The 11,707-nt window shown below is 73.0% G+C and carries 10 protein-coding genes; 6 read left to right on the top strand and 4 right to left on the bottom strand.

Annotation, left to right across the window (positions count from 1 at the left end; translation table 11 throughout):
• Positions 1-721: 721 nt before the first annotated feature.
• Together ABJI51_RS03365 and ABJI51_RS03360 are read right to left on the bottom strand one after the other, a co-directional pair.
• Positions 722-1,828 carry a substrate-binding domain-containing protein gene (locus ABJI51_RS03365; RefSeq protein ID WP_348947425.1) on the bottom strand — a complete coding sequence of 369 codons (1,107 nt, stop codon included), beginning with the start codon at positions 1,826-1,828 and terminating at the stop codon, positions 722-724.
• Complete coding sequence (locus ABJI51_RS03360) at positions 1,828-3,654, bottom strand: heparinase II/III family protein (protein ID WP_348947424.1); 1,827 nt, start codon at positions 3,652-3,654, stop codon at positions 1,828-1,830. The genes ABJI51_RS03365 and ABJI51_RS03360 overlap by 1 nt, the downstream gene beginning before the upstream one ends.
• A gap of 106 nt (positions 3,655-3,760) precedes the next feature.
• Between ABJI51_RS03360 and ABJI51_RS03355 the strand changes: the two genes are divergently transcribed.
• Genes ABJI51_RS03355 through ABJI51_RS03330 form a run of 6 tightly spaced genes read left to right on the top strand, consistent with a single transcriptional unit; the run spans position 3,761 to position 10,991 of the window.
• Positions 3,761-5,077, top strand: coding sequence for an ABC transporter substrate-binding protein (locus ABJI51_RS03355; RefSeq protein ID WP_348947423.1), 1,317 nt, complete (start codon positions 3,761-3,763; stop codon positions 5,075-5,077).
• Positions 5,077-6,009, top strand: coding sequence for a carbohydrate ABC transporter permease (locus tag ABJI51_RS03350; protein ID WP_348947422.1), 933 nt, complete (start codon positions 5,077-5,079; stop codon positions 6,007-6,009). The genes ABJI51_RS03355 and ABJI51_RS03350 overlap by 1 nt, the downstream gene beginning before the upstream one ends.
• A 41-nt stretch (positions 6,010-6,050) precedes the next feature.
• Entirely contained in the window at positions 6,051-6,860 is an 810-nt protein-coding gene (locus ABJI51_RS03345; protein ID WP_348947667.1) for a carbohydrate ABC transporter permease, read from the top strand.
• Positions 6,857-7,870 (top strand): hydroxyacid dehydrogenase, encoded by a 1,014-nt coding sequence (locus ABJI51_RS03340; protein WP_348947421.1) that lies wholly within the window; start codon positions 6,857-6,859, stop codon positions 7,868-7,870. Before ABJI51_RS03345 ends, ABJI51_RS03340 begins: the two co-directional genes overlap by 4 nt.
• Positions 7,867-9,777: a DUF2264 domain-containing protein gene (locus ABJI51_RS03335; RefSeq protein WP_348947420.1), complete on the top strand. Its 1,911-nt coding sequence runs from the start codon at positions 7,867-7,869 to the stop codon at positions 9,775-9,777. The genes ABJI51_RS03340 and ABJI51_RS03335 overlap by 4 nt, the downstream gene beginning before the upstream one ends.
• A 14-nt stretch (positions 9,778-9,791) precedes the next feature.
• Complete coding sequence (locus ABJI51_RS03330; protein WP_348947419.1) at positions 9,792-10,991, top strand: glycoside hydrolase family 5 protein; 1,200 nt, start codon at positions 9,792-9,794, stop codon at positions 10,989-10,991.
• 62 nt (positions 10,992-11,053) lie between these two features.
• Here ABJI51_RS03330 and ABJI51_RS03325 read toward each other — a convergent pair whose 3' ends face one another.
• A complete protein-coding gene (locus ABJI51_RS03325) occupies positions 11,054-11,335 on the bottom strand; it encodes a hypothetical protein (protein ID WP_348947418.1) in 282 nt (93 codons plus the stop codon).
• A 50-nt stretch (positions 11,336-11,385) separates the two neighbouring features.
• On the bottom strand, positions 11,386-11,643 hold the full coding sequence (locus ABJI51_RS03320) for a hypothetical protein (protein ID WP_348947417.1): 258 nt from the start codon (positions 11,641-11,643) through the stop codon (positions 11,386-11,388).
• Between the last annotated feature and the right edge of the window lie 64 nt (positions 11,644-11,707).

The raw sequence follows: 11,707 nt of genomic DNA, 5'->3' as shown, positions 1-11,707 counted from the left end.
GTGGTCGGCCGGGGGTTGTGGGGCGTGAGAAAGGGTGTTCACCCCCTGTTTCTCACTCACGACCCTCTCGCCGCGGCGGCCCCCGGCGACCCGGCCGGGCTGCGCACCCGCAGGGTGCGTGCGGGTGGGCTGAAGGGGACTTCCGTCTCACCTGGTGCGGCGAAAGGGACTTTCCTCGCATCCGATGCCAGGAAAGCGCCTTTCAGTTCACCTGACCCCCGACCCAGGCGGATCGCCGCAGCAGGCCGCCCCACCGCGCCCCTTCCCGCACTCGGCCTCGGTGATTCCAGGCCATTCCCCACTTCGATACGGACCCTAGGCCACGAACGACACCAGCGCGAACACGCTCAGCACCGTCACCAGCACCGCGGCGGCGGCCAGCCACCACGTGAGAGCGTCGGCACGCGGCCGCGGTTTCCCCGGCACGCCCCGGTCCCACTGCCCGGTTCCCGCCGCCGGAGACGGCGGGGAATTCTCCGCGCGTACCCGCTGAATCAATTCCTGAACCGAAATCTGCTGGCGCGGAACACCCGCCGGACGCGTCATCGAGTCACCTCACTGTCCCCACATGCGAACAATCGCATGTCCCATTCCGCGGAGAGTAGGAGGTGATCCACATCTTGTAAATGACCAAGATCGCGACCGGGTCGTTACCGGTTCGACACAACCGGATTCGTGAACGGGCCGTATTCCGGAGGAAACCGGCTCGAATTCGACGATTTCACGGTTGCGCGCGCTCCGGCGCGCCCCCGCAGGATTCCCGCACCACGAGCGTCGGCCACAGCTGGAGGCGGTGGACCGGGCGCTCGGCCGTCTCGGCCAGGCGGGCCAGCGCCAGTTCCGCCGCCACCGCGCCGAGCCGGTGCTTCTGCGGGCACACCGCCGTCAGCGGCGGGTCCGACGCCGCCGCGACCTCGTCGTCGTAGGAGACCACCGCCAGCTCGCCCGGCACCGCGATGCCGCCGTCGCGGGCCCGCTCGATCAGGCCGATGGCCTCGCGGTCGGCGTGCACCAGCAGGGCACGGACCCCCGCCCGGCGGCAGCGGTCGAGCAGGGCGTCGTACTCGGCCGCCCAGCCCGGCGAGCCGTAGGCGGGGATGTCGAGGTCCAGCGCCGCCCGGGGTTCCAGGCCCAGCGACGCGACCGCCTCGCGCCAGCCGGTGCGCACGGCCGGGGTGTGCGGGCTGGACCGCGACGCCATCAGCCCGACCCCGCGGTGGCCGAGGGAAACCAGGTGACGGACGGCCAGGCCCGCGCCGAGTGCGTGTGCCGTCGTGGCCGCGTCCAGTGCCAGGGTGGGCAGCTCCGGCGGCGGCAGGCGCTCGACGAGGACCACCGGGACGCTCAGCGAGCCCAGCCAGCGCAGCAGGTCCAGCGCGCCGCGGCCGGTGGTGGCCGGCGCGACCAGCAGGGTCTGCACCCCGCGTTCGAGGAGCTTGGTGATCTGGCGGCGGTCCTCCGCCGCGTCGTAGCTGGACGCGCGCAGCACGAGCCGCCCGCCCGCGGCGGCCACTGTGGACTGGGCACCTTGGACGACCGTCGGCCAGTAGTACTCCACCGACGGCGCGACCATGCCGACCAGCGCGCCGGGCATGGGCGGCCCGAACGGCGACGCGACGCGCCCGGGTTCCGGGTGGCCGCCACGCGGCCGGGTCAGCGTGACACCGCCGTGCACCCGCGTCAGCAGCCCGCGGTCGGCCAGCTCGGTGACGTCCCGGCGCACGGTGACCGCGGTGACGCCCAGCCGCTCGACCAGCTCGGCGAGCCGGATCGCGCCGTGCTCGCGGACCAGGGACAGGATCAGCTGGTGGCGTTCCGAGGCGAGCATCACCGGACCTGCTCCAGCCGGACCCGCGCCGGGCCGTCGTGCACCACCAGGGTGAGCCGGCTGAGGTGCCCGCCCCAGGACGCCCGCAGCAGCGGGTCGTCCAGCGGCCGCCGCTCGAGTTCCGCCGTGGTGTGCCGGGGATCCCAGCTCAGCCGCAGGACCCGCCGTCCGCCGAGTGACACGAACGCCTCGCCGTCGCTCACTTCCACCTCGCCCGCCAGGACGTGCCGCAGCCGGACCGGCCGGACGGTGTCGTCGTCCTCGACCAGGACGTGCGCGCCGGGACCGCGGACCAGCCGCACCGACCGGACCCAGCGGGCCAGGCCCGGATAGGCACCCGCGAGGTCCGCCGACCACGACGCGGTTTCCGCCGTCAGGTTCACCTGGACGTGGCGGGCGCCGCGGGCCTCGCCCGGCTCCTGCGGGCACCCCGGCTCCGGTACGTTGTGCCATTCGCTGCGCAACGGCCAGGCCCGGTACCGGTCCGGGCCGAAGCTGGCCGCGGTGTACGTCGGCTGGCCGGCGTCGGCCACCACCGGCTCGCCGTCGACCGCGACCCAGTAGGAGCCCACGTCGAGGTGGTTGTGCCGTTCCCCGTTGTGCCCGGCCTTGACCGCCACGGTCAGCCCGCGGGACGTGCCCGCGGTTTCGCGGGCCACGAGCACCTGCACCCGCGGCAGCCATTCCTCGCGGGCGAGCCAGGTGCCGCCCGGTTCGGCCTTCCGCCAGCTCTCGTCGAGCAGGCCGGTCAGTGCCCGGCCCAGCCCGGCCGACGGCCACACGCGCCCGCCGCCCCGGGCCGCCGCGTGCGCGCGGACGTCCACATCGGACAGCCGGGCGCCCCAGCGGTGCAGCACGTGCCACGGCTGGTCCGCGGGCAGCCGGGCCGGGGCGTCCCCGGCGTTGACGTAGGCGTCGCCGCCCAGGTGCATCCGGTGCGGGAAGCGGATCAGCGGGGCCAGCACGGGCAGGTCGCGCGCGTCGCCGCCGGTCGCGTCGGCCAGCAGGTCGAGGCACTCCAGCAGCCGGCAGGCGCCGTGCCACCAGTAGGCGACGCCCTCGTCGATGCCGCCGTCGTCGGGCAGGACCGCGACGTAGTGCTCGAGCCCCTCGGCCACCAGCCGGACCAGCCGCAGGCGCCGTTCGTCGTCGGTCACGAGCAGGAGCGCGGCGGTGAGGACGGCGCTGTGGATCCACGGGTTCCAGTTGTGCGCGTCGCCGTCCAGGCCGAGCCAGTGCCAGTCGCGGATCCGCTCGAACGGCGTCAGGACGCGGATCTCGACCTCGCGCCGCAGGCGGCGGCGCAATCCCGGAGCCCGCAGGTCCAGGTGCGGGCCGAGGACGTGGTCGGCCCAGGCCAGCAGGGCCGCGACCTCGGCCGCGCCGAGGTCCAGGAACGGGTCGCCGGGATCGGCCACGACCTCGCCGCGCCCGGCCGTGTGCCGGTCGTGCGGCGCCCAGCACCAGGTGGTCGTCTCGGCCAGTGCGGTCAGCCCGTCGATCGCGCCGTCGAGGAACGGCACTTCCCCCGGCGGCCGTTCGCCGGTGAGCACCGCGGCCAGCACGAGCAGCGTGACGCGCTCGCGCAGGGCACGGGCCGCGTCTTCGTAGTCGGTCCGCACGCCGTCGCGGAACGTCCGGGCCCACGCCGTCGCGGTCAGCACCGGTGCCGGGTGCGGCAGCAGCGCGGCGGCTTCGGCGACCAGCGCGTCGCCGTCCACGGCGTCCCAGACGGCCCGGTCGCGCACGTCCGGGACCAGCACCGGAGCGGGCAGCGCCGTCGTCCGTTCGTCGAACAGCGCACCCAGCCGCTCGCGCAGCACCATTGCCGCCTCTTTCGGATCTGATCGTTCGTGATCGTTCGTGACCACAATTGTTGACTCGAACTATGGCACAGCTGACAGTGGCAGGCATCACTTCGACGGAGGAGCAATGACGCTTCGGGGATCGGCGGGACTGACCCGCCGGACGTTCCTGTCCGCGACGGCCGCGGTGGCCGCCGGCGGACTGCTCGGCGGCTGCGGCACGTCGACGACGACGGCCTCCGGTGCCACCCGCGTGCGCATCTGGTCGTGGCTCACCGGCATGGACAAGTACGTGGCCGCGTTCAACGCCACGCACCCGGACATCTCGGTGGAGCTGAACGTGATCGCGTCCGGCCTCAAGGGCGGCTACGCCCAGCAGACCAACGCCCTGCGCGCCCACAACGCGCCGGACGTCCTGCACGCCGAGTACCAGGGCCTGCCACAGCTGCTCACCACGGGCGGCCTGCGCGACCTCACCGATGACCTGGCCGACCTCGAGCCCGGCTACTCCCCCGCGGCCTGGGAAGGCGTCCGGCCCGGCGGGCGCACCTGGGCCGTCCCGATGGACCTGGCGCCGATGGTGCTCTACTACCGCAAGGATCTGTTCGACAAGCACGGCATCGGGGTCCCGCGCACGTGGGCGGAGTTCCGCACCGCCGCGCAGGCGGTGAGGCAGGCCGACCCGGCGGCACGCGTGACGACGTTCCCGCTCAACGACGGCTCCTTCTTCGCCGGGATGTGCTGGCAGGCAGGCGATCCGTGGTGGCGGGTCGACAACGGCTCGTGGCGGGTGGACATCAGCGGTGAGGGCACCCTGCGTACCGCGGACTACTGGCAGGGCATGATCCGCGACGGACTGGTCGCCACCGCCCCGACCGGCGACCAGGACTGGATCGGCGCCATGCACACCGGACGGCTGTGGGGCCTGCTCGGCGCGTCCTGGAGCGTCGGCTCGCTGGTGAAGTCGATCCCGCAGGACAAGAACCGGTGGGCGGTCACCACGATGCCGACCTGGAACGGCGTCCCGGCCAACGGCGTCCAGGGCGGCAGCGCGTTCGCCGTCTCCGCCGAGAGCAAGGTGCCGGACGCGGCCGTGAAGTTCCTGCGCTGGCTGAGCACCGACCCCGCCGTGGCGAAGCTCGGCACGACGTTCACCACGCCGTTCCCCGCGTATCTGGCCAGCCGCGACGTCGCCCGGAAGGCCTACAAGGGCGGGTACTTCCTCGGTGCCCCGGTGTACGACGTGCTCGACGAGGCCGCCCGCCGCGTCCCCGGCTGGACGTGGGGGCCCAACGCCCTGCGGATCTTCTCCACCGTCGTCGACCGCATGAGCGGGGTGAAGACCGGCGGCACGACGCTGGCCGCCGCCGTCCGGCAGACGCAGGCCGACGCCGTCGCCGCGCTGCGCGAGCGCGGACTGACCGTGCTGGAAGGGAAAGCGTGATGACCGTCCTCACTCCCGAACGCGCCGCGAGCGTGCCGGCCCCGGCGAGCCGCGGTGTCCCGGCGCGGGACCGCCGCGGGCGCGGCCGCGCCGGCCTGGTGCTGGCGGCCCCGTTCGCGATCCTGCTGACCGCGACGGTGCTGGTCCCCATCGGCTACGCGCTCTACCTCAGCCTCTTCACCGATCGCCTGTCCGGCTTGGGGTTCTCGGGCCCGACACAGGCGTTCATCGCGTTCGGCAACTACGCCGACGTCCTCACCGACAGCGCATTCCACGCCAGCCTCGGCAACGTGGCGCTGTTCGTGCTGGTGCACATCCCGATCATGCTGGGCCTGGCGCTGCTGCTGGCCCTGCTGATCGACTCCGCCGTCGTGCGGCTCAAGCGGCTGTGGTCGCTGTCGGTCTTCCTGCCCTACGCGGTGCCGACGGTGATCACCGGCCTGATCTGGGCCTACCTCTACAGCCCGAACTCCGGGCTCACCGCGCTGCTGCCGATCGACCCGCTGGGCAAGACCGGCATCCTGCCCTCGATCGTCAACATCGCGACCTGGCAGTGGGTCGGCTACAACATGATCATCTTCTACACCGCGCTGCAGGCCGTGCCGCGCGACGTCCTCGAAGCCGCCCGCGCCGACGGGGCGGGCGGGATCCGGACGGCGTGGTCGGTCAAGGTCCCGATGATCCGGCCGACGATGTTCGTCGCGCTGGTGTTCACCGTCATCGGCTCCCTGCAGCTGTTCACCGAACCGCTGGTGCTGCGCGGGTTCACCGGCTCGGTGACGAGCACCTGGTCCCCGAGCCTGTATGTGTACGAAGCCGCGTTCATCGCCAACGACTACGGGCGCGCCGCCGCCGCGTCCGTCCTGCTGGCCCTCGTTTCCGCCCTGCTCTCGGCGCTGGTCATGCGCCTGTCCGCCCGGAGGTCCCGGTGACCCTCTCCCCCGCAGGTTCGCGGTGGACGTCGCGCACCGTCGTGCACGTCCTGCTGGTACTGGCCGCCCTGTACGCGGTCCTGCCGCTGGTCTGGCTGGTCACCTCGGCCACCAAGTCCGTCGGCGACTTCTCCACCACCGGCGCGTTCGAGTTCGGGCAGTTCAACCTCGGCGCCAACCTCAGTGCGTTGTTCACCCAGGAGAACGGCGTCTTCCTCGCCTGGATCCGCAATTCGCTGCTGTACGCGGGCCTCGGCGCGGTGCTCGGCTCGTTCATCTGCGCGGCCTGCGGGTACGCGATCGCCAAGCTCGACTTCCCCGGCCGCCGCCTGCTGTTCGCGGTGACGCTGGCCGGGGTCCTCGTGCCGACCACCGCGCTGGCCCTGCCGCTGTACCTGCTGGCCACCCAGCTGCACGTGGTCGGCACGTTCTGGGCGGTGTTCATCCCGTTGCTCACCAACCCGTTCGGCGTCTACCTCGCCCGCGTCTACGCCGAGGCCGCGGTGCCCGGCGAGGTCCTCGAAGCCGCGCGCACCGACGGCGCGGGCGAGCTGCGGACGTTCTTCACCATCGGGCTGCCGATGATGCGGCCCGGCCTGGTGACCGTCTTCCTCTTCCAGTTCGTGGGCATCTGGAACAACTTCTTCCTCCCGCTCGTGATGCTCACCGACCCGAAGCTGTTCCCGATGAGCCTCGGCCTCTACCAGTGGAGCACCCGCGTGACCCAGTTCCCCCAGTACAACCCGCTCGTGATCACCGGCTCGCTGCTGGCCGTGCTGCCGCTGGTGGTCGCGTTCGTCCTGCTGCACCGGCAATGGCGGTCCGGGCTGGCGGCGGGCAGCGTCAAATGACCCGCCGTCCGGAAACCCTGCTGGTGATGGGGTACGACACCTTCCGGCTGCAGTTCGGCGACGCGGAACTGGCCCGGTTGCGGGCCGCGGCCCGCGTGGGCGAGCCGCTGTGCACCGACGAGCTGACTTCGGCGCCGGCGCGGGCGCGGCTGGCGGAGGCGGAGGTGCTGATCACGTCGTGGGGCTGTCCCCCGCTCGACGAGACGGTCCTGCGGGGCGCGCCGCGCCTGCGGGCCGTGCTGCACGCCGCGGGCAGCGTCCGCGACCACGTCGGCGCGGCGGTGTTCGACCGGGGCCTGCTGGTCACCACCGCCGCCGACGCCAACGCCGAACCGGTGGCCCAGTACACGCTGGGCGCGATCCTCTGGGCGTTCAAGAAGGTGCCGTTCCTGGCCGCCGACGCGCGGAAGTTCCGCGAGGACTGGGGGTACCGCGACGGGCGGGGCGAGCTGTCCGGCCGCGACCGCACGGTCGTGCTCGTCGGGTTCTCCCGCGTCGGCCGCCGGGTCGCCGCGCTGCTGCGGCTGCTGGACCTGGCCAGGGTCCTCGTCGTCGACCCGGTCGTCGACCCCGACGAGATCCTGGCCTCCGGCGCCGAACCCGCCACGCTGGCCGAAGCGCTGCCGCAGGCGGACGTGCTGAGCCTGCACGCGCCGTCGCTGCCGGAGACCCGGCACATGATCGGTGCCGCGGAACTGGCCGCGCTGCCGCCGGGCGCGGTGCTGATCAACACCGCGCGGGGCGCGCTCGTGGACACCGCGGCCCTGGAACACGCCTGTGTCGCCGACGGCCTGCACGCGGTCCTCGACGTCACCGAGCCGGAGCCGCTGCCTGCCGGCTCCCCGCTCTACACCCTGCCGAACGTCGTGCTCACGCCGCACATCGCGGGCTCGCTGGGCTCGGAGACCCGCCGGATGAGCGCCGAGGCGCTGGGCGAGCTGGAACGCTACGCCGCCGGTCTCCCGCCCCGGGCCCCGGTGACCCGCCAGACCCTGACCGTGCAGGCATGACCGCCGTCGAGGACCGGCGGCTCTCGCCGTACACCGGCTGGACCCGCGGGCACTGGACGGCGTACGCGGACGGCCTGCTCGCGGCGGTGGACCGCTACCGCTCGCCGTCGGGCGCCCGGATCGACCTGCCCGGCCCGGCCAGCCGCAACGGCCGCGCGTCCGACGGCCTGGAGGGGTTCGCCCGGACGTTCCTCATCGCCGGTTTCCGGGTGGCCGGGGAAGGCGGCGCGTCCGACGGCGGCCTGCTGGAGCGCTACGCGCGCGGGCTCGCCGCCGGCACCGATCCGGCTTCGCCCGAGGCGTGGCCGCGGCCCGGCGAACTCGGTCAGTCCAAAGTGGAGGCCGCGTCGATCGCGCTGGTGCTGCAGCTGACCCGGCCCTGGCTGTGGGACCGGCTGGACGACGCCGTCCGCGAGCGGGTCGTCGCCTGGCTCGCGACGGTGATCGGGCAGCCGTATCCGCCGATCAACTGGGTGTGGTTCCGGATCGTCGTCGAGTCGTTCCTGCGCGAGGCGGGCGGCCCGTGGTCGGCGGCGGACATCGAGGAGGACCTCGCCGTGCACGCGTCGCTGCGGCGGCCCGGCGGCTGGCTCAGCGACGGCGACGAGCGGGCGTACGACCACTACACGGGCTGGGCACTGCACCTGTATCCGTTGCTGTGGACGCACTTGTTCGACGTCACCGGCAGCCTGTGCCCGGGTTCGCTGCGCCACCAGTGGGCCGCGGACCTGCGGGACTACCTCGACGACGCCGTCCGGCTGGTCGGCACCGACGGGTCGCCGCTGCTGCAGGGCCGCAGCCTGACCTACCGGTTCGCCGCGGCGGCCCCGTTCTGGGTCGGCGCGTTCACCGGGACGTCCCGGCTGTCCCCGGGGCTGACCCGGCGGGTGGCGGGCGGGATGGTACGGCACTTCGCCGACCGCGGTGCCCCCGACGGCCTGCTGACCCTCGGCTGGCACCACGCCTGGCCCGCGATGCGCCAGGCGTACTCCGGGCCGGGTTCACCGTACTGGGCGGCGAAAGGCCTGCTCGGCTTGGCGCTGCCGGCGAACCATCCCGTGTGGACGGACGTCGAGGAGCCGCTGCCGCTGGAGACCGGCGACGTCGCCCGCGTCGTGACCGCACCCGGCTGGCTGGTCTCGGGACGGCGTCGCGACGGCATCGCCCTGGTCGTCAACCACGGGACGGACCACGCGCGGCCCGGCGACCCGCGCGGTGACGCGCCGCTCTACGCCCGGCTCGGCTACTCGACGGCCACGATGCCCCCGCTCGGTTCCGTGCCCGACAACACGGTGGCCGCGCTGGACGCGGACGGCCGGGCGAGCCACCGGGCCGGGTTCACGACGTGCTACGCAACGGAACTGCCGGGTGGCGTGCTGGCGGCGGCGTCCCAGGGGCAGGTCCGCTGGATCGACACGTCCGGCGACGACTCGCCCGACCACGGGTCCGGCCGCAGCGGTCCGGTGGTGGCCGGGCCGGTGCTGACCGTGGCGTCGGTGGTCCGCGGCGGCGTCGAGGTCCGGCTGGTGCGGGTCGACCGCGTCGAGGGCCCGGTGACGTCCCTGCGGCTGACCGGCTGGCCGGTGACGGATTCGGCACCGCCGGAGACCGACGCGGCCTGCGCGCGGACGCCCGAGCTGCGGTCGGTCCTGCGGTCCCTGCGGGGTTTCCCCATTGCCGATGTGGCCGTCGAAGCCGGGGTTTCGCCCCTGGGCGAGTGGACCGCGATTCCGTTCCTGGCCACCGGCGAGCCGCCCGAGGCGGGTGCCGTGTTCGCCGCCGTCGTCGTCCTGGACCGCGGTGGTCCCGACGAGCCCGATCCGTCCGTGACGCTGACGGACGGCCGGAGCGTCACGCTGACGTGGCCCGACGGCGTCACCGCCGAAGTCGCCTTGCCTGCCCCATGACCTGGAGGTCCCCCTTGTCCCGCTTGAGAACCGCCGTCCTGGCCGCGCTCGCGCTGCTGCCGATGCTGAGCCTGCCCGCGCCGGCCGAAGCGCACGTCCCCGGCGTCGCCCTGCCGCTGAAGACCAGCGCGCAGTGGGTCGTCGACCAGCGCGGTCACCGCGTCAAGCTGGCCAGCGTCAACTGGTTCGGCGCGGAGTCCGCCGAGTTCGTCGTCGGCGGCCTGGACAAGCAGCCGCTGGACAAGCTGGCGCGCCTGATCCGCCAGGGCGGGTTCAACTCCGTGCGGCTGCCGTGGTCCAACGAGCTGGTGGAGTCCAATCCGGTCGTCGCCGACGAGTACCTGACCGCGAACCCGCGGCTGCGCGGGAAACGCGCACTGTCCATTCTGGACGATGTCATCGACGCGCTCGGCAGGCACGGCCTGATGGTGATCCTCGACAACCACCGCAGCCGCGGCGACTGGTGCTGCGACGAAGCCCACGGCGACGGGCTGTGGCACACGCCGGCATACCCGGAATCGGCGTGGCTGGCGGACTGGCGGTTCATGGCCGCCCGCTACCGCGACCGCCCGCAGGTGGTGGCGGCGGAGCTGCGCAACGAGATCCGCCCGGACCCCAGCCAGGGCCTCAGGCCGACGTGGGGCGACGGCAACCCGGCGACCGACTGGCGGGCGGCGTCCGAGCGCGGCGGCGACGCGGTGCTGGCGGTGAACCCGAAGCTGCTGATCATCACCAGCGGGTTGAACTACCAGTACGACCTCAAGGGCGTCCCGACGGCCCCGGTCCGGCTGTCGGTGCCGAACCGCCTGGTGTACGCGGTCCACGACTACTCGTGGTCGCACTCGGCAGGCCAGCTGGCCGACGACGCGACATTCGAGGCGAACGTCGTATCCCGGTGGGAGTACGTCCGCGACCCGGCCAAGCCGTACGTGGCCCCGGTGTACGTGAGCGAATGGGGTGGCTGCACGCAGCCGAAGTCCGACGGGACACTGTGTACGTCCGACCGCCTGACGTACCCGTTCACGATGGCGCGGTACCTGGCGAAGGCCGACCTCGACTGGGCGTGGTGGCCGATCAACGGCACCCAGTCGGCGGGCTACAACCGGGTCCGCGGCACGGTCGAGACCTTCGGCCTGCTCAACCCGCAGTGGAACGGCTACGCGAACGACGAGCTGATGGAGACCCTGCGGGCCATCGAGCGTCCCGCCCGCTGATCCGGCGCCTCGCACGAAGAAGCCGCACCGAGGGGATGCCCCGGTGCGGCTTCGCCGGTTACTCAGACCAGGTCGCTGCGGACCGCCAGCAGCTGCTCGCTCGACAGGTCGTCGCGGATGGCCGCGGAGAGGTTCCGGTCGGCGGTCGTGAAGCCGCCGTGGTGGACGACTTCGCGCGCGAACTTGGCCGCCACCTCGTAGTCGACGGCCTTCGTCGCGTTGAACGCGGCACGGGCCGCGTGGAACGCCGCGTCGAGGGTGCAGCCGATCGGCTGGCCGGCCGACGGCACCTCCAGCGTCGCGATCGGGGCCTGGACGTTCACGAATTCTTCAATGCGGGACAACGAAACTACTTCCTTTTCTGCTTCGAAACCAGCCGGGAAAGCCCCGGTGGTCAGCGGTTGGTCATCGCGTCGATCAGCTGCCGGGCGGACATGTCACCCGGCGAGGCGACCTCGACGGCCGGCACCCCGGGGTGGTAGCCGGTGCCGAAGGCCCGGCGGTACGCCTGGTCCGCCAGGTTCGCCGCCCGCGCCGTCTGGGTCGCGTCCTCGGCGGCGGCGAGCGCGCGCAGGAGGTTGATGCAGCAGGTGGTGGGGTCCTCCGAGGTGACGACCTCGAGCGGGCCGGCCTGCAGCGGCGTGTTCGTCATGAAACGGGCGACAGCTGTTTCAGCAGTGGCGAAATCGTTCACGATCTACACACTAGATCGACAC

It is taken from the genome of Amycolatopsis melonis, from assembly GCF_040064235.1.
Classification (GTDB): domain Bacteria; phylum Actinomycetota; class Actinomycetes; order Mycobacteriales; family Pseudonocardiaceae; genus Amycolatopsis; species Amycolatopsis melonis.
This window is presented reverse-complemented; position numbering and strand designations above follow the sequence as displayed.

Excerpts from the sequence above, each read along its gene's own strand:
- ABJI51_RS03340 (WP_348947421.1), top strand. The coding sequence starts at position 6,857 with ATGACCCGCCGTCCGGAAACCCTGCTGGTGATGGGGTACGACACCTTC.
- ABJI51_RS03320 (WP_348947417.1), bottom strand. The coding sequence starts at position 11,643 with ATGACGAACACGCCGCTGCAGGCCGGCCCGCTCGAGGTCGTCACCTCG.
- ABJI51_RS03360 (WP_348947424.1), bottom strand. The coding sequence starts at position 3,654 with ATGGTGCTGCGCGAGCGGCTGGGTGCGCTGTTCGACGAACGGACGACG.
- ABJI51_RS03335 (WP_348947420.1), top strand. The coding sequence starts at position 7,867 with ATGACCGCCGTCGAGGACCGGCGGCTCTCGCCGTACACCGGCTGGACC.
- ABJI51_RS03355 (WP_348947423.1), top strand. The coding sequence starts at position 3,761 with ATGACGCTTCGGGGATCGGCGGGACTGACCCGCCGGACGTTCCTGTCC.
- ABJI51_RS03365 (WP_348947425.1), bottom strand. The coding sequence starts at position 1,828 with ATGCTCGCCTCGGAACGCCACCAGCTGATCCTGTCCCTGGTCCGCGAG.
- ABJI51_RS03350 (WP_348947422.1), top strand. The coding sequence starts at position 5,077 with ATGACCGTCCTCACTCCCGAACGCGCCGCGAGCGTGCCGGCCCCGGCG.